We start from the raw sequence: 16,446 nt of genomic DNA, 5'->3' as shown, positions 1-16,446 counted from the left end.
GGGGTGGCTGCACTTCTACAATCACCACCGACCCCACAGCTCAACCGGCGGCAAGCCGCCGGTCACCCGACTGACCAACCTCCCCGGACATCACACCTAGAACAGCTGCTCGCGCAGCGTCTTCCCGGCGTACTCGGTCCGGAACACCCCACGTTCCTGCAGGAGGGGCACGACCTTCTCGACGAACTCGTCGAGCCCGCCCGGCGTCAGGTGCGGCACGAGCACGAACCCGTCGGCCGCGTCCGACTGGACGTAGTCGTCGATCGTCGAAGCGACCGTCGACGGCGTGCCGACGAACTGCTGGCGCGCCGTGGCCTCGATCACCAGCTCGCGGATGGAGAGCTTCTTCTCCTCCGCGAGCGCCCGCCACTTGCGCGCCAGCGCGAGCTGGTCCTTCTCGTGCCGGACGCGGCCCCAGGTCAGCGGCTCGGCGGCCGGGTCCGGGTCGATCTCCGGCAGCGGCCCGTCGACGTCGTAGGCGGACAGGTCGCGGCTCCACACCTGCTCGAGGAACTGGATCGCGGTGGCCGGCCGGACCTGCTGGAGCCGGATCTCGCGCGCGTGCTCCTCGGCTTCGGCGTCGGTGTCGCCGAGGACGAACGTCGCGGCCGGCATGATCAGCAGCTCGCCGTGGTCGCGGCCGTACGCGGCCAGGCGGCGCTTGACGTCGCGGAAGAACGCCTGGCCGTCCTCGAGGGTGCCGTGCCGGCTGAAGATGACGTCGGCGGTCTTCGCGGCGAACTCACGGCCTTCGTCGGAGTCGCCGGCCTGGATGACGATCGGCTGCCCCTGCGGAGTCCGCGGCAGCGTGAACTCACCGTGGATGTCGAACTGCTGTCCACTGTGGACGAACTTGCCGGGGTCGCGGGCGAAGACGCCGTTCTCCTTGTCCCCCACCAGGGTTCCGGGCTGCCAGCTGTCCCACAGCTCGCGCACGGTGGCCAGGAACTCCTCGGCGCGCGCGTAGCGGTCCTCGCGCTTGAGGAAGCCGCCGCGCCGGAAGTTCTGACCGGTCCACGCGTCCGGCGACGTCACGACGTTCCACGCCGCGCGCCCGCCGGAGAGGTGGTCGATGCTCGCGACCTGCCGGGCGACCTCGTAGGGCTCGTTGAACGTCGAGGACAGCGTCCCGGCCAGGCCGAGGTGCGTGGTGACGGCGGACAGCGCGGCCAGCACGGTGGTCGTGTTCGGCCGGCCGACGACGTCGGAGTCGAGGATCTTGCCCGCGTGCTCGCGCAGCCGCAGCCCTTCGGCGAGGAAGAGGAAGTCGAACTTGCCGCGCTCGGCGGTGCGGGCGAGGTGCTCGAACGAGGCGAAGTCGATCTGGCTGCCCGACGCCGGGTCGCTCCACACCGTCGTGTTGTTGACGCCGGGGAAGTGCGCGGCGAGCTTGATCTGCTTGGTCATCTCAGGCTCCCGGGGTGACGGCATAGGCGTTGACGGCCCGGCCGAGACCGAGGTGGTCGCGCAGGGTCGTGCCGCGGTAGCCCTCCCGGAACGCGCCGGCCGCGCGCAGCGCCGGGACGACCTCGCCGGCGAGCAGGTCGAGGTCGTCGGGCAGGACGGCGGGCCGCAGGTGGAAGCCGGCGACGCCGGTCTCGGCGGCCCAGCGGGGCAGCTCGGCGGCCAGCTGCGCCGGGGTGCCGGCGAACGACAGGCCGTCGGGCTCGAACGGGACCAGGGCGTCCAGCTCGCGCTGCCGGTCGCGGGCGCCCTGCTCGGTCTCGGCGAGCACGATCGACACCGTGGCCAGGACCTTGGCGCCGGGGAACCGGGCGGCCGCGGCACGCACGGCGTCGAGGTGGTCGGCGCGGGTGATGACCAGGTCGGCGCTGACGGCGTGCGGCGAGTCGCCGTAGACCGCGGTCACCGGGTGACCCTGCGGCGGGCGCGGGGTGATCGACGGGCCCTTCACGCTGAAGAAGCGGCCATCGAAGTCGACGTAGTGCAGCTTCTCCCGGTCGATGAACCGGCCGGTGGCGGCGTCGCGGACGATCGCGTCGTCCTCCCAGCTGTCCCACAGCCGGCTGATGACGTCGAGGACCTCGGCGGTCTCGGCCTGCGCGTCAGCCTCGCCGGGAGCCGCGCGACGGCCGAAGTGCGCGGCCTCGGCGTCCGTCGGGGACGGCACCGCGAGCACGCCGGCGCGACCACGGCTCGCGTAGTCCAGGGTCGCCACGGACGTCGAGACGTGGAACGGCTCGGTGTGGGTGGTGGTGACCGTCGGGACCAGGCCGATCCGGCTGGTCACCGGCGCGATGGCCGACAGCGTGAGCAGCGCGTCGAGGCGCCCGCGCACGACCTCCTCGCCGCCGGACTGCAGCGCCAGCGAGTCGTCGAGGGTGACGAAGTCGAGCGAAGCGGCTTCGGCCAGCTTCGCGTACTTCAGGTAGTGGCCGGAGGTGAACAGCGCGGCGGGTTCGGCCGCGGAGATCCGCCAGGCGGCCGGGTGGTACCCGGCCCCGTCGATGGCGACGCCCAGGTGCAGCTCTGCGGAGACCATGCCGGGAAAAACCCTGTGGGCGGAGCCCGGATTCCCACTCCCACCAGCTGGGATCAGATCCCGCGGCGGGCCATCTCCTCGAGCCGCGCGATGCGTTCGGCGATCGGCGGGTGCGTCGAGAACAGCTTGCTCAGGCCCTCGCCCGGCCGGAACGGGTTCGCGATCATCAGGTGCGACTGCGACACGAGCTGCGGCTCGGCGACCAGCGGCCGCGCCCGCGTCCCGGCCTCCAGCTTCCGCAGCGCCGAGGCCAGGCCCAGCGGGTCGCCGGTCAGCTCCGCGCCGGACGCGTCGGCCTGGTACTCCCGCGAGCGGCTCACGCCCATCCGGATGACGGCGGCCGCGATCGGCCCGACGAAGATCAGCATCAGGCTGACCAGCGGGCTCCCGTCGCGGTTGTTGCCGCCGAAGAACAGCGCGATGTTCGCCAGCACGCTGATCACGCTGGCCAGCGCGCCGGCGACGCACGAGATGAGGATGTCGCGGTTGTAGACGTGGGACAGCTCGTGGCCGAGCACGGCCCGCAGCTCCCGCTCGTCCAGCAGATCGAGGATGCCGGTGGTGCAGCAGACGGCGGCGTGGCGCGGGCTGCGGCCGGTCGCGAACGCGTTCGGCGCGACCGTCGGGCTCAGGTAGAGCTGCGGCATCGGCTGGCGGGCGACGTGCGCGAGCTCGCGCACGATCCGGTACATCGCGGGCTGCTCGACCTCGGACACCGCCCGGGCGTGCATTGCGCGCAGCGCCAGCTTGTCCGAGTTGAAGTACGCGAAAGCGTTCATCCCGAGGGCGATGACCAGGCCGATGACCAGGGCGCCCCGGCCGAACAGGCCGCTGATCGCGATGATGATCGCCGACAGCAGACCGAGCAGCATCGCCGTCTTCAGTCCGTTCTGGTGCCCGTGCACGCGCGCTCGCCTCCCGTCCGCTCATTCCCCGTGGTTACCCAGTGGAAACAACGCGATCGGGGGACGCGAAGTTCCTTCACGTGATGATCGCGCGGGTTAGGCTCGACGGGCGAGTTGATCACGAGCGGAGGCGCCGATGCGAGGTCGCCCGATAGGCCGACGGACCCTGTTCGCCCTGGTCACGGCCGGTGCCGGGGCCCTGGTTCTGCCGGGGGTCGCGCGGGCGGAGGATGTCCGGTCGATCGAGCTCGGCGGGGCTCCCACCGCGGTCGCGGTGAACCCCGTCACCGGGCTCGCGTACGTCACGGATCCCGAGGCCGGGACGCTCACGGTGATCGACCCGCGTGCCGCCGCGGCCGGCGCGGTGATCCGTGTCGGCGGCGCCCCGGGTGACGTCGCGGTCGACGCGAAGGCCAACCGGGTCTACGTCTCGAACCCGCCGGCCGGCACCGTCGTGGTGCTGGACGGCCGCACCCACGACGTCGTGAGCGTGATCGGCGCGGGCGTCGGCGCGTCCGCGCTGGCCGTGGACGAGCAGGCGAACCGCGTCTACGCGGCCAGCGGCGGCACCGGCACGCTCGCCGTGCTCGACGGCGTCAGCTGCACGCTCGCCGCGCTCGTGCCGGGCCCGAAACCGAGCCTCGGCGGGGTCGCGGTCGACCCCGGCCGCAAGCTGGCCTACTGCGCCAGCACCGGCACGGACTCGCTCGAGGTGTTCTCGATCGACAGCGGGAAGTTCGTCGCCAGCGTGAAGGTCGGGGCACGGCCGACCGCCGTCGCGGTGCACGCCGAGAGCGGTTCGGTGTACGTGGCCAACTCCGGCATCCACCACATGTCCATTGTGGACGCGGCGACGCACACCGAGCGCAAGACCGTGTTGCTGCGCAGCGAATCGTCCGCACTGGCCGTGCACCAGGGCACGAACACGGTGTACACCAACGGCGGCCAGAACGGGCTCAGCCGGATCGACGGCGGAAGCGGGACGCTGACCGGCGAGCTTTCGCTGGGCGTCAACCCCGGCGATGTCGCGGTCGACCAGCGCACGCGCACGGTGTTCGTCACGGATCCCTTGCACGGCAGGGTTTCCTTCGTCCGCGATTTCTGAGCACGCAGCTGGGGTAACTCCAGGTATACGGTCGGAGACTATGAAACTCGGACTGCAGATCCCCGACTTCACCTGGCCGAACGGGGCGTCCGCGCTGGGCGCCGACCTGGCCGCCGTCGTCCGCACCGCCGACAACGCGGGCTTCGACTCCATCGCCGTGATGGACCACTTCTTCCAGATCGGCGGGGTCGGCCCCGTCGAGAACGACATGCTCGAGGCGTACACGACACTCGGGTTCATCGCCGCGCACACCGAACGCGCCAAGCTGCTGACCGTCGTCACCGGCGTTCTTTACCGGCACCCGGGCCTGCTGGCCAAGGCGATCACGACGCTGGACGTGCTCTCCGGCGGCCGCGCGATCCTCGGCATCGGCGCGGGCTGGAACGAGGACGAGTCCCGCGGGCTCGGCTTCCCGTTCCCGCCGGTCGCGGAGCGCTTCGAGCTGCTGGAAGAGAACCTGCAGTACGTGCTGCAGATGTGGGCCGACGGCGACGAGCCGTTCAAGAGCAAGCACTTCGACGCGTCGCGGCTGCTGAACGTGCCGCAGGCGCTGTCGGACCCGCGCCCGCCGATCATGATCGGCGGCGGTGGCGAGAAGAAGACGCTGCGGCTGGTCGCCAAGTACGCCGACCAGTGCAACCTCTTCAACAGCCCCGAGCTGGAGCACAAGCTCGACGTCCTCAAGCAGCACTGCGAGAACGAGGGCCGCGACTACGGCTCGATCACCAAGACCGTCTACCACATCCTCGACATCGGCGAGAACGGTGAGAAGACCGGCGAGCTGCTGAAGGAGCTGGAGCGGCTGAACGGCCTCGGCATCGACGTCGCCCTCGGCATGGTCCCGCACGTCCACAACCCGGCGGTGCTGGAGAAGTTCGGCACCGACGTCATCCCGGCCGCCGAGAAGATCGGCTGAGCAACTCGCGATCGGCAACTTGCCTGAGCCCTCTCCGCCCACCGGCGGGGAGGGCTCAGCCGTCCTTGGCGACGACGCGGGTCAGCGCCGCGATCCCGATGCCGGCGACGGCCAGCACGATCCCCGCGACCAGCCAGCCCACCAGGGCGAGCACCACGCCGGTCACCGCGAACAGGGCGAACTCGACCAGGAAGCGAGCCGGTTCCGGGAGCCGGCGGCGGGCCCGCGGGGCGATGAACAGGCCCCACACCGCGGCCGCGGCGACCGGCAGCAGGACCGCGTCGACGATCGCCAGCGCCACGCCGCTGCCGAGCTGGGTGCCGGCCAGCGCCAAGCCGCCCAGCAGGGCCAGCTCCGTCAGGAAGCGAACCGTCAGCACCACGCCCGCGAACCCGCTCAGGCGGGGAGTCGGCTCCGAAGTCATCGGGCCAGCCTAGGACCCGGGTCCACTGTGGACGTTACGGGTCCGGGCCGTCGCCGTCCGTGATCTCGGCCACACGACACCCGGCCCCCATGATGATGTTGCGGTTCCGAATCGGTCCACCGGCCTGCCACGCGTCGCTGTAACGACGATCCACCCCTGCTCGACGTGTTAAGCGCATATCGCGACCGCGAGAGCCAAGGAGCCTGGTAGATGACCACATGTCGACTCTGCGGTTCGACAAATACGGCCAGCGTGGTGGACCTCGGAGCCACTCCCCCGTGTGAGCGATTCTTGACCGCCGAACAGCTCGATGAGCCGGAAGCCACCTTCCCGCTGCACCTCATCGTGTGCACCGAGTGCTGGCTGGCCCAGATCCCGCCGCTGATCGACCCCGACGACACCTTCACCGAGTACGCCTACTTCTCGTCGTTCTCGACGTCGTGGGTCGAACACGCGAAGCGGTTCGTCGACGGCTCCGTCGAGCGCCTGGGCCTGGACGAGAAGTCGTTCGTCGTCGAGGTCGCCAGCAACGACGGTTACCTGCTCAAGCACGTCGTCGGGCACGGGATCCGGTGTCTGGGAGTCGAACCTTCGGTGAACGTCGGGCAGGCCGCGCGGGACGCCGGCGTGCCCACCCTGACCGCGTTCCTCTCCGAGGAAACCGGCCGTCAGGTGCGCGAGGAGCACGGGCCGGCCGACCTGGTCGCCGCCAACAACGTCTACGCGCACATCCCCGACGTCCTCGGCTTCACCAAGGGCCTGCGCGCCCTGGTCGCGGACGACGGCTGGGTCTCCATCGAGGTCCAGCACCTGCTCACGCTGATCGAGAAGAACCAGTACGACACGATCTACCACGAGCACTTCCAGTACTACACGGTCGAATCGGCCCGCCGCGCGCTGGCGACCGGCGGCCTGACCGTGGTCGACGTCGAACTCGTGCCGACGCACGGCGGCTCGATCCGGCTGTGGGCGCGTCCCGACGAGGTCGCGGGCGAGCCCAGCGAGCGGATGACCGACGTCCTGGAGCGTGAGAAGGCCGCCGGGCTGCACGAGCTGTCCGGGTACACCGAGTTCGCCGAGCGCGTCACCCGCGTGCGGCTGGACCTGCTGAAGTTCCTCATCGAGGCGCGCAACGACGGGAAGACCGTCGTCGGCTACGGCGCCCCGGGCAAGGGCAACACCCTGCTGAACCACTGCGGCATCCGGACGGACCTGCTGCAGTACACGGTCGATCGCAACCCGTACAAGCACGGCCGGTTCACCCCGGGCACCCGGATCCCGGTGCTGCCCCCGGAGCGGATCGAAGCCGATCGGCCCGACTACGTGCTCGTCCTCCCGTGGAACCTCCGGGAGGAACTGACCGAACAGCTGTCGTTCGTGGGTGCCTGGGGCGGCAAGCTCGTGTTCCCCATCCCCCGCCTGGAAATCGTCGAGGTGTCTTGAAGTGAAGGTCGTTCTCTTCTGCGGTGGGTACGGGATGCGAATGCGCAACGGCGCGGCCGACGACGTCCCGAAGCCGATGGCGATGGTCGGTCCGAGACCGCTCATCTGGCACGTCATGCGCTACTACGCGCATTTCGGCCACACGGAGTTCATCCTGTGCCTGGGCTACGGCGCGGCGCACATCAAGAACTTCTTCCTGAACTACCAGGAAACCATTTCCAACGACTTCGTCCTGCGCAACGGGCAGCCCGAACTGCTGTCGACCGACATCGCCGACTGGACGATCACCTTCGTGCAGACGGGCATCGAGTCGCCGATCGGTGAGCGCCTGCGCCGCGTCCGCGACTACCTCGACGGCGACGAGATGTTCCTCGCGAACTACGCCGACGTCCTGTCCGACGTCCCGCTGCCCGACATGATCGAGCGGTTCTCCAACACCGACGCCGGCGCGTCGATGATGGTCGTGCCGCCGCAGTCGTCGTTCCACTGCGTGGAGATGGACGAAGGCGGGATGGTCGGCTCGATCACCGCCGTCAGCGAAATGCCGCTGTGGGAGAACGGCGGGTACTTCGTGCTCCGCCAGGAGGTCTTCGACCACATCCCGGAGAACGGCGACCTGGTCGCCGACGGCTGCGGCGAGCTGGCCAAGCGCGGCCGTCTCCTGGCCTACCCGTACCGCGGGTTCTGGAAGCCGACCGACACGGTCAAGGAGCGCGCGGCGCTCGACGACGCGTACACGCACGGCAAGAAGCCCTGGGCGCTCTGGGAGCAGCCCGCCGCGAGCATCGCGTGATCGGGCTGCGGCCGGGACGGCTCGGCGGCGTCGTCGCCCTCGGCGCGCACTGCGACGACATCGCGATCGGCGCCGGCGGCACTCTGCTGACGATGTGCGCTTCGCGGCCCGGCCTGCGGGTCGACGCGCTGATCCTCTCCGGCGGCGGCACGCCCCGCGAGGACGAGGAGCGGGCCGCGCTGGCGGCGTTCTGCCCCGGCGCGCAGGTCGACGTCACGGTGCTGAAGCTCCCGGACGGCCGGTTCCCGGCGCACTGGGAAGAGGCCAAGAACGCGCTGGAAGAGCTGCGGCGGCGGACCGACCCGGACGTCATCCTGGCGCCCCGGACCGACGACGCCCACCAGGACCACCGCGGCCTCGCCCAGCTCGTGCCGACGGCGTTCCGCGACCACCTGGCGCTGGGCTACGAGATCGTCAAGTGGGACGGCGACCTCGGCGCCCCCTCGGTCTACCAGCCGCTCGAAGACGACGTCGCGGAAGGGAAGGTCCGGCTGCTGCAGACGCACTACGCGTCCCAGCGGCACCGGCCCTGGTACGACCGCGAAGCGTTCCTCGGCCTGGCGCGGATCCGCGGGATCGAAGCGGCCGCGAAGTACGCCGAAGCGTTTTTCGTCAAGAAACTCACTCTCGACCTGAAGGGCTGATCCGATGCGGGTGTTGCTGACGGGACACAAGGGCTACCTGGGAACGGTGATGGCCCCGGTGCTCGCCGCCGCCGGCCACGAGGTCGTCGGCCTGGACTCCGGGCTGTTCGAGGACTGCCTGCTCGGGCCCGTCCCGGCCGACCCGGCCGGGCACGTCGTCGACCTGCGCGACGTCACCGCCGAGCACGTCGCCGGCGTCGACGCCGTGATCCACCTCGCCGCGCTGTCGAACGACCCGCTGGGCTCGCTCGCGCCGGACCTGACCTACGACATCAACCACCACGCGTCGGTGAAGCTCGCGAAGGTGGCGAAGGACGCCGGAGTCGGGCGGTACCTCTACGCGTCGACCTGCTCGGTGTACGGCGCGGGCGGCGACAACCTCGTCGACGAGGACGCTCCGCTGAAGCCGGTGACGCCGTACGCCGAGTCGAAGGTGCGCGTCGAGGCCGACGTCCACGAGCTCGCCGACGACGACTTCACCCCGGTCTACATGCGCAACGCGACCGCGTTCGGCTACTCGCCCCGGCTGCGCGGCGACATCGTGCTGAACAACCTGACCGCGCACGCGCACCTGTCCGGCGAGGTGCTGGTGCTCTCCGACGGCACGCCGTGGCGGCCGCTGGTGCACGCCCAGGACATCGCGCGCGCGTTCACGGCCGCCCTGACGGCGCCGAAGGAGGCCGTGCACAACAAGGCCTTCAACATCGGCACCGAGGACAACAACGTCACCGTGGCCGAGATCGCCCAGGAGGTCGTCGAGGCCGTGCCGGGCTCGACGCTGAACATCACCGGCGAGGCCGGCGCCGACCCGCGCTCGTACCGGGTCGACTTCTCGCGCTTCCGCTCGGCGATCCCCGGCTTCACCTGCGAGTGGTCGGTCAAGGACGGCGCCGTCGAGCTCATCGAGGCCTACCGCAAGTTCGGGCTGACCCGGGACTCGTTCGAGAAGCTGTTCACCCGGCTGGCCTGGCTGCGCAGCGAGGGCGAAGCCGGCCGCGTCGACGACACCCTGCGGCGGCGCTAGTGGCGGGCACGCAGCTGCGGACCGGGGCGGAACTGCACGCCCTGGTCGAGCGGCTGTACCCGATCTGCCGCAGCATCACCGGCGACGGCGTGCGACAGACCCTGGACATCATCGGCGAGCACATCGCGCTCGATCGGCACGAGGTCCCGACCGGCACCCAGGTGCTGGACTGGACGATCCCGCAGGAGTGGAACATCCGGGACGCGTACGTCGCTTCGCCTTCGGGTGAGCGGGTGATCGACTTCCGGGAGTCGAACCTGCACGTCGTCGGCTACTCGGTGCCGGTGAACGAGCGGATGCCGCTGAGCGAGCTGCGGGAGCACCTGCACACGCTGCCGGACCAGCCGTCGTGGGTGCCCTACCGGACCAGCTACTACGCCCCGGCCTGGGGCTTCTGCCTCGCGCAGGAGAAGCTCGACGCGCTGCCCGACGGCGAGTACGACGTCGTCATCGACTCCACCCTGGCGGACGGTTCGCTCACCTACGGCGAGCACGTTGTCCCGGGCCGCGTCACCGACGAGGTCATCGTGTCGTGCCACGTCTGCCACCCGTCGCTGGCCAACGACAACCTGGCCGGCATCGCGGTGGCGGTCTCGCTGGCGCAACAGCTGGCTCTCACCCAGCCCCACTACACGTACCGGTTCCTGTTCATGCCGGGCACGATCGGCTCGATCACCTGGCTGGCCCGCAATTCCGACCGGATCGACAAGGTGAAGCACGGGCTGGTGCTGGCGTGCGCGGGCGACCCGGGCTCGCTGACGTACAAGAAGTCCCGCCGCGACGACGCCGAGATCGACCGCGTCATGCAGCACGTTCTGCGGTCGCGCGAACACCGCGTCGTCGACTTCTCGCCGTACGGCTACGACGAGCGCCAGTTCTGCTCGCCAGGCTTCAACCTCGGCGTCGGGTCCCTGACGCGGACGCCGTACGCGGGCTACCCCGAGTACCACACCTCGGCCGACAACCCGGGCTTCGTCTCGCCGGCGGCCATGGAGGACACGCTCGGCGCCCTTCGCGACGGTTTCGGGGTCCTCGACCGCAACCGCCGGTACGTCAACCTCAGCCCCTACGGCGAGCCCCAGCTCGGCAAGCGCGGGCTGTACGAGTCCCTCGGCGGCCGCAGCGACGCCAAGGAGGCCCAGATGGCCATGCTCTGGGTGCTCAACCTCTCCGACGGCGACCACTCCCTCCTCGACATCGCCGAACGGGCCGGACTGCCCTTCGACATCGTCGACGTCGCGGCCCGTGCCCTGCACGACGCCGGTCTGGTCAAGGAGTGAACGACGTGGCCAACCATCGCCGGGCCTCCGGCTCGCTGCTCCGGAACGGCGCCGTGCGCGCCATGGCCGGGCGGCTGAGCTGGGGACTCGGCGACCAGGCGGTGTCGAGCCTGACCAACTTCGCGGTCGGGCTCTACGTGGCCCGCTCGCTCGGCACGTTCGCGTTCGGCATCTTCAGCCTCGCCTGGGTCACCTACGGCGTGGTGCTCAACATCTCGCGCGGGCTCGCCACCGACCCGCTGATGGTGCGGTTCAGCGCGGTGCCGGAGGACCGCTGGCGCCTGGGGGTCGCCAGCGCGTCCGGCACCGCGATCGGCGTCGGCTGCGTGACCGGGCTCGTCAGCCTGGCCGCCGGGCTGGCCGCGGGCGGCCCGCTCGGCAACGCGTTCGTCGCGCTCGCCGTCGTCATGCCGGGCCTGCTGCTGCAGGACGCTTGGCGGTTCGCGTTCTTCGCTCGCGGGCAGGGGAAGAAGGCGTTTTTCAACGACGTCGTGTGCGGCATCGCGCTGATCCCGGCGCTGGTGGTCGCCGCCGAGGTCGGCACGGTCGTCGCCTTCGTGCTCGCCTGGGGCGTCGCGGCCGCGCTCGCCGCGGTCTACGGCTGGTTCCAGACCGGGATCCTCCCGCACCCGCGAGAGCTTGTCGGCTGGCTTCGCAGCCAGCGCGACCTGAGTGTCCGGTACCTGATCGAGAACGTCAGCAACAGCGGCGCGTCCCAGCTGCGCGCGTACGGCCTCGGCGCCATCGCCGGGATCACCGCCGTGGGCGCGGTCCGCGGTGCCGAGCAGCTCCTGGGCCCGTTCCTGGCCCTGCTCATGGGACTGTCCCTGGTCACCGTGGCCGAGGGCGCGCGGGTGCTCCAGCGGGCACCGCACCGGCTGAAGCACTTCTGCGTGATCCTCGGCGGCGGCCAGGCCGCCGCCGCGCTGTGCTGGGGCCTCGGCCTGCTGCTCCTGCTCCCCGACGCCGCCGGCCGCTGGGTGATGGGCTCGGTGTGGGACTCGTCGTCCCCGCTGATCCTCCCGGTCACCCTCGCCGTGGTCGGCGCGAGCTTCGCCACCGGCGCCGCCGCCGGTCTCCGTGCCCTCGGCGCCGCCCCGCGGAGCCTGCGGTCACAGCTGATCGCCTCCCTGTTCTACGTCACGTTCGGCATCACCGGAGCCTTCATGGGCGGCGCGGCCGGATCCGCGTGGGGCGTCGCGACCGCGACGCTCACCGGGTCCATCGTCTGGTGGTGGCAGCTGCGGCTCGGGCTGCGCGAATACGTGCCGCCGGCCCCGGACGACGCCGGGGCCAACGAGACCACCATCGTCTTCGCCCCGCTCAGGGAAACGATCAACGAAACCACCGTGGTCTTCGAGCCGATCAAAGAGCCGATCAAGGAATGAGGACTCCATGACCACCGTCCCGCGGCTGAGCCTCGGCCTCCCGGTGTACAACGGCGAGGAGTACCTCGCCGAGTCGCTGGACGCCCTGCTCGGCCAGACCTACGAAGACTTCGAGCTGATCATCTCGGACAACGCGTCGACCGACGGCACCGACGAGATCTGCCGCCGCTACGCCGAGAAGGACTCCCGGATCCGCTACGTCCGGCAGCCGAAGAACATCGGTGCGACCCCGAACCACAACTACGTGTTCGACGTGTCCCGCACCGAGCTCTTCAAGTGGGTCTCCCACGACGACCTCTACGCCCGCGACCTGCTCAAGCGGTGCATCGAGGCCCTCGACGAGCGCCCGGCCATCATGCTCGCCCACTGCGACCAGGCCATCATCGACGGCGACGGCCGCATCGTCCAGCCGCTCGAGTACACGCTGGACACCGCGTCCCCGCACGCGCCGGACCGCTTCCGCAGCATCCTGTTCGAGCCGGGCGGCGACGACTTCTACGGCGTCATCCGCGCCGACGTCCTCCGCCGCGTCAAGCCGCTCGACAGCTACCACCACGCCGACCGGACGTACTCCGCCGAGATGGCCCTGCACGGCGCGTTCCACCAGGTGCCCGAGCTGCTGTACTTCCGCCGCGACCACCCGGGCCGCGCGGAACGGGCCAACCCGACCATCCGGAGCCGGTGCGCGAACCTGGACCCGCGGCGCGCGAACCGGCTCCGGAACCCCACCGTCCGCCTGCTCGGCGAGTACATCTACGGGTTCGCGGACCTGATCCGCCGCGCGCCGATCTCGGCCGCCGACAAGCGCGAGTGCTTCGGGCACCTCGGCGCCTGGCTGACCAACCGGGCGCGCTCCGGCCACGGCGAGCGCGTCGAGGACCGCGCGCCGACCGCCTCCGACGTCGCCACGGTCAACACGATCGTGGCCGGCCGCGAAGGCAGGCTCGCGTGAAGCGTGCCCCTCGCGTCGGCGTCTTCGGCCTGCTCGGCTCGGGGAACCTCGGCAACGACGGTTCCCTCGAGGCCGTGCTCGGCTACCTGCGCGCCGAGCACCCGGACGCCGTCCTGACCGGCCTGGTGGGCGGTCCGGACATCGTCCGCGAGCGGTACGGCGTCGACACCACGCCCCTGCACTGGAACCAGGCCGAGTACGAGACGGCGTCCGGCCTCCGGTCGATCGTCCTCAAGGGACTCGGCAAGCTGGTGGACGTCGGCCGCACGGCCGCCTGGGTCCGCGAGCAGGACGTCGTCATCGTGCCCGGCATGGGCGTGCTCGAAGCGACGCTTCCGCTGCGTCCATGGGGTTTTCCGTATTCGCTGTTCCTCCTCTCGGCCGCCGGGCGGCTGTTCGGCACGAAGGTCGCGCTGGTCAGCGTCGGCGCCAACGAGATCAGCGCGAAGGCCACCCGGACGCTCGTCCGCTGGTCCGGCCGGCTCGCCGCGTACCGCTCCTACCGCGACGACATCTCCCGCGACGCCATGCGCGCCATGGGTGTCGACACCAGCCAGGACGAGGTCTACCCCGACCTCGCGTTCTCCCTCCCCACTCCGGACGCCGACGGTGCCCCGGGCACCGTCGGAGTCGGCGTGATGGCTTACTACGGCGGCAACGACGATCGCGCCGACGGCGACCGCATCTACCGCCACTACGCGGACACGATGAACCGGTTCGTCGCGTGGCTCGTGGACCAGGGCAGACCGGTCCGGTTGTTCATCGGCGACCAGATCGACCGGCAGGTCGTCGACGAGATCCTCGAGAAGACCGCTTCCCCGCTGGTGACGGCGGCTTCGGCGGAGACCCTGGACGAGCTGATGCACGAGATGGCGGCGGTGGACAGCGTGGTGGCCACGCGCTACCACAACGTGCTCTGCGCCCTGAAGGTCGCGAAACCGACCGTCGCGATCGGGTACGCGCCGAAGAACGACGTGCTCATGGCGGAGATGGGCCTCGACGGCTTCACCCAGCGGGCCAAGACCGTCGGCTTCGACCGGCTCGTCGAGCAGTTCACCGAGCTCGAAAACCGTTCGCCGGAACTGCGCCAGATCCTGGCGGAACGGAACGAGAACAACGCTCAGCGACTCAAGGACCAGTTCGCCGCCCTTTCGGCGGCCCTCTTCGGGGGTGCGCGATGAAGGCCATTCCGGTGCCCGAGATCGAGGGCGTGTACCTGTTCGAACCGACGCCCCACGCCGACGAGCGCGGCTTCTTCAGCCGGACGTTCGACCGCGAGGTCGTCGCGTCGGTGGGGATCGACCCGGACGGCTTCGCCCAGGACAGTCTTTCCCGCTCCCGCAAGGGAGTCGTCCGCGGGATGCACCTGCGCGGCGGGGCCGGCGAATCGAAGCTCGTGCGGTGCTCGCACGGCGCGATCTTCGACGTCGTCGTGGATCTCCGACCGGATTCCCCGACATTTCGCAATGTCAAAACGTTCGAACTTTCCGGTGATACGCAGGTTTCCGTGTACATCCCGGCGGGCTGTGCGCACGGATTCCAGTCACTCACCGATATCTCGGACGTCTCGTACCGTATCGATCGGCCCCACGACCCGTCCGAAGACATCACAATTTCGTACAAAGACCCAGAATTGGACATTTCGTGGCCACTGTCGGTCACAATGGTCAGTGACCGGGATGAGCGCGCGCCGTCTCTCGGAGAGGCGTTGAAACCAACGAGGTGACCCCCATGGGAACGAACTTGCCCCGCTCCACGAAGGCGAACGAGCGGCTGCACCGGGTCATCCCGGGCGGTGCGCACACTTACGCCAAGGGCTCGGACCAGTATCCCGAAGCGATGGCTCCGGTCATCTCCCACGGCCTCGGCGGCCACGTCTGGGACGTCGACGGCAACGAGTACATCGAATACGGCGCCGGACTGAGAGCGGTCAGCCTGGGCCACGCCCACCCGCGGGTTCTCGACGCGGTCCGGGCCGAGCTCGGCAAGGGCAGCAACTTCATCCGCCCGTCGATCATCGAGGCCGAGGCCGCCGAGCGGTTCCTGGAGAACGTGCCGACGGCCGACATGGTGAAGTTCACCAAGAACGGCTCGGACGCCACGACCGCCGCGGTCCGGCTCGCCCGCGCCGCCACCGGACGCCGGCTCGTCGCCAAGTGCGCCGACCACGCTTTCTTCTCGACCGACGACTGGTTCATCGGCACCACCGCGATGAACGCGGGAATCCCGGATGAAACGACCGAAGCGGTCGTGTCCTTTCCGTACGGCGACCTGCAGGCCGCGGAGGAGCTGCTGCAGCGCCACGAGGACGAGATCGCGTGCATGATCCTGGAGCCGGCCGCCGCGGTCGGGCCGCCGGCGGGGTACCTGCAGGGCCTGCGGGAGCTCGCCACGCACCACGGGGTCGTGCTGATCTTCGACGAGATGATCACCGGGTTCCGCTGGTCGGCCCACGGCGCGCAGGGCCTCTACGGCGTGACGCCGGACCTCTCGACGTTCGGCAAGGCCCTCGGCAACGGCTTCGCCGTGTCCGCGCTCGCGGGCAAGCGGGAGCTGATGGAGCTCGGCGGGCTGCACACCGACCGGGAGCGGGTGTTCCTGCTCTCGACCACCCACGGCGCCGAGACCCACTCCCTCGCCGCCGCGATGGCGGTGATGGACGTCTACCGCGACGAGGACGTCATCGCCCGGCTGCACTCCCTCGGCGACCGGCTCGCCGCCGGCGTCCGCGAGGTGGCGGCCGGGATCGGCGTCGGGGACCACGTGGTCGTCCGCGGGCGCTCCAGCAACCTGGTTTTCGGCACCCTCGACGAGCAGCTCAAGCCGTCCCAGCCGTACCGGACGCTGTTCCTGCGCGAACTGGTCGGCGGCGGGGTGCTCGGACCGTCCTTCGTGGTCAGTGCCGCGCTCACCGAGGCGGACATCGACAAGACGATCGATGTGGTCGCCCAGGCCTGCACGGTGTACCGGAAGGCACTCGACGCCAACGACCCGACGCCGTGGATGGGCGGGCGCCCGGTGCAGCCCGTGTTCCGCAAGTTCGCCTGATCGCCGCACGGGCGGGCCGGA

Annotated in this window: 16 protein-coding genes; 12 read left to right on the top strand and 4 right to left on the bottom strand. The window is 70.4% G+C overall.

The window, feature by feature from the left end; translation table 11 throughout:
• Window positions 1-96: 96 nt before the first annotated feature.
• Genes AB0C38_RS31465 through htpX form a run of 3 tightly spaced genes read right to left on the bottom strand, consistent with a single transcriptional unit; the run spans window position 97 to window position 3,408 of the window.
• Window positions 97-1,407: an NtaA/DmoA family FMN-dependent monooxygenase gene (locus AB0C38_RS31465; RefSeq protein ID WP_360680450.1), complete on the bottom strand. Its 1,311-nt coding sequence runs from the start codon at window positions 1,405-1,407 to the stop codon at window positions 97-99.
• Window position 1,408: 1 nt separating this feature from the next.
• Entirely contained in the window at window positions 1,409-2,503 is a 1,095-nt protein-coding gene (locus AB0C38_RS31460) for an LLM class flavin-dependent oxidoreductase (RefSeq protein ID WP_360680447.1), read from the bottom strand.
• A gap of 53 nt (window positions 2,504-2,556) precedes the next feature.
• The gene (gene htpX / locus AB0C38_RS31455; RefSeq protein ID WP_360680444.1) at window positions 2,557-3,408 is read right to left on the bottom strand and encodes a zinc metalloprotease HtpX; all 852 of its coding nucleotides are present in this window, start codon (window positions 3,406-3,408) and stop codon (window positions 2,557-2,559) included.
• A gap of 136 nt (window positions 3,409-3,544) precedes the next feature.
• Here htpX and AB0C38_RS31450 point away from each other — a divergent pair, with 136 nt between their 5' ends.
• A complete protein-coding gene (locus tag AB0C38_RS31450) occupies window positions 3,545-4,513 on the top strand; it encodes a YncE family protein (RefSeq protein WP_360680441.1) in 969 nt (322 codons plus the stop codon).
• 40 nt (window positions 4,514-4,553) lie between these two features.
• Window positions 4,554-5,429: an LLM class F420-dependent oxidoreductase gene (locus tag AB0C38_RS31445; protein ID WP_360680438.1), complete on the top strand. Its 876-nt coding sequence runs from the start codon at window positions 4,554-4,556 to the stop codon at window positions 5,427-5,429.
• A gap of 55 nt (window positions 5,430-5,484) precedes the next feature.
• Here the strand turns inward: AB0C38_RS31445 and AB0C38_RS31440 are convergent, their stop codons facing one another.
• Window positions 5,485-5,853 (bottom strand): YrdB family protein, encoded by a 369-nt coding sequence (locus tag AB0C38_RS31440; RefSeq protein ID WP_360680435.1) that lies wholly within the window; start codon window positions 5,851-5,853, stop codon window positions 5,485-5,487.
• Window positions 5,854-6,063: 210 nt separating this feature from the next.
• Here AB0C38_RS31440 and AB0C38_RS31435 point away from each other — a divergent pair, with 210 nt between their 5' ends.
• Genes AB0C38_RS31435 through AB0C38_RS31390 form a run of 10 tightly spaced genes read left to right on the top strand, consistent with a single transcriptional unit; the run spans window position 6,064 to window position 16,425 of the window.
• Complete coding sequence (locus tag AB0C38_RS31435; protein WP_360680432.1) at window positions 6,064-7,296, top strand: class I SAM-dependent methyltransferase; 1,233 nt, start codon at window positions 6,064-6,066, stop codon at window positions 7,294-7,296.
• 1 nt (window position 7,297) lies between these two features.
• On the top strand, window positions 7,298-8,089 hold the full coding sequence (locus AB0C38_RS31430) for a glucose-1-phosphate cytidylyltransferase (RefSeq protein ID WP_360680429.1): 792 nt from the start codon (window positions 7,298-7,300) through the stop codon (window positions 8,087-8,089).
• A complete protein-coding gene (locus AB0C38_RS31425; RefSeq protein ID WP_360680426.1) occupies window positions 8,086-8,733 on the top strand; it encodes a PIG-L deacetylase family protein in 648 nt (215 codons plus the stop codon). The genes AB0C38_RS31430 and AB0C38_RS31425 overlap by 4 nt, the downstream gene beginning before the upstream one ends.
• A gap of 4 nt (window positions 8,734-8,737) precedes the next feature.
• The gene (locus AB0C38_RS31420; RefSeq protein ID WP_360680423.1) at window positions 8,738-9,757 is read left to right on the top strand and encodes an SDR family oxidoreductase; all 1,020 of its coding nucleotides are present in this window, start codon (window positions 8,738-8,740) and stop codon (window positions 9,755-9,757) included.
• Window positions 9,757-11,037 carry a DUF4910 domain-containing protein gene (locus AB0C38_RS31415; RefSeq protein WP_360680421.1) on the top strand — a complete coding sequence of 427 codons (1,281 nt, stop codon included), beginning with the start codon at window positions 9,757-9,759 and terminating at the stop codon, window positions 11,035-11,037. Before AB0C38_RS31420 ends, AB0C38_RS31415 begins: the two co-directional genes overlap by 1 nt.
• A gap of 5 nt (window positions 11,038-11,042) precedes the next feature.
• On the top strand, window positions 11,043-12,425 hold the full coding sequence (locus AB0C38_RS31410; protein WP_360680418.1) for a hypothetical protein: 1,383 nt from the start codon (window positions 11,043-11,045) through the stop codon (window positions 12,423-12,425).
• A gap of 7 nt (window positions 12,426-12,432) precedes the next feature.
• Window positions 12,433-13,377, top strand: a complete 945-nt coding sequence (locus AB0C38_RS31405) for a glycosyltransferase family 2 protein (protein WP_360680415.1) — start codon at window positions 12,433-12,435, stop codon at window positions 13,375-13,377.
• Complete coding sequence (locus AB0C38_RS31400) at window positions 13,374-14,558, top strand: polysaccharide pyruvyl transferase family protein (protein ID WP_360680412.1); 1,185 nt, start codon at window positions 13,374-13,376, stop codon at window positions 14,556-14,558. Before AB0C38_RS31405 ends, AB0C38_RS31400 begins: the two co-directional genes overlap by 4 nt.
• Window positions 14,555-15,103 carry a dTDP-4-dehydrorhamnose 3,5-epimerase family protein gene (locus AB0C38_RS31395; RefSeq protein WP_360680410.1) on the top strand — a complete coding sequence of 183 codons (549 nt, stop codon included), beginning with the start codon at window positions 14,555-14,557 and terminating at the stop codon, window positions 15,101-15,103. Before AB0C38_RS31400 ends, AB0C38_RS31395 begins: the two co-directional genes overlap by 4 nt.
• A 5-nt stretch (window positions 15,104-15,108) precedes the next feature.
• On the top strand, window positions 15,109-16,425 hold the full coding sequence (locus AB0C38_RS31390) for a glutamate-1-semialdehyde 2,1-aminomutase (protein ID WP_360680407.1): 1,317 nt from the start codon (window positions 15,109-15,111) through the stop codon (window positions 16,423-16,425).
• The last annotated feature ends 21 nt before the right edge of the window (window positions 16,426-16,446 follow it).

Origin of the sequence: Amycolatopsis sp. NPDC048633, from assembly GCF_040650695.1 — a bacterium.
In the GTDB taxonomy this organism is placed as follows: Bacteria; Actinomycetota; Actinomycetes; order Mycobacteriales; family Pseudonocardiaceae; genus Amycolatopsis.
Note: the sequence above shows the minus strand (reverse complement) of the source record. Positions and strands in the feature narration are given on the sequence as shown.

Bases quoted from the DNA above. Each gene is read 5' to 3' on its own strand.
- AB0C38_RS31465 (WP_360680450.1), bottom strand. From the start codon at position 1,407: ATGACCAAGCAGATCAAGCTCGCCGCGCACTTCCCCGGCGTCAACAAC.
- AB0C38_RS31460 (WP_360680447.1), bottom strand. From the start codon at position 2,503: ATGGTCTCCGCAGAGCTGCACCTGGGCGTCGCCATCGACGGGGCCGGG.
- AB0C38_RS31450 (WP_360680441.1), top strand. From the start codon at position 3,545: ATGCGAGGTCGCCCGATAGGCCGACGGACCCTGTTCGCCCTGGTCACG.
- AB0C38_RS31445 (WP_360680438.1), top strand. From the start codon at position 4,554: ATGAAACTCGGACTGCAGATCCCCGACTTCACCTGGCCGAACGGGGCG.
- AB0C38_RS31440 (WP_360680435.1), bottom strand. From the start codon at position 5,853: ATGACTTCGGAGCCGACTCCCCGCCTGAGCGGGTTCGCGGGCGTGGTG.
- AB0C38_RS31435 (WP_360680432.1), top strand. From the start codon at position 6,064: ATGACCACATGTCGACTCTGCGGTTCGACAAATACGGCCAGCGTGGTG.
- AB0C38_RS31420 (WP_360680423.1), top strand. From the start codon at position 8,738: ATGCGGGTGTTGCTGACGGGACACAAGGGCTACCTGGGAACGGTGATG.
- AB0C38_RS31405 (WP_360680415.1), top strand. From the start codon at position 12,433: ATGACCACCGTCCCGCGGCTGAGCCTCGGCCTCCCGGTGTACAACGGC.
- AB0C38_RS31395 (WP_360680410.1), top strand. From the start codon at position 14,555: ATGAAGGCCATTCCGGTGCCCGAGATCGAGGGCGTGTACCTGTTCGAA.
- AB0C38_RS31390 (WP_360680407.1), top strand. From the start codon at position 15,109: ATGGGAACGAACTTGCCCCGCTCCACGAAGGCGAACGAGCGGCTGCAC.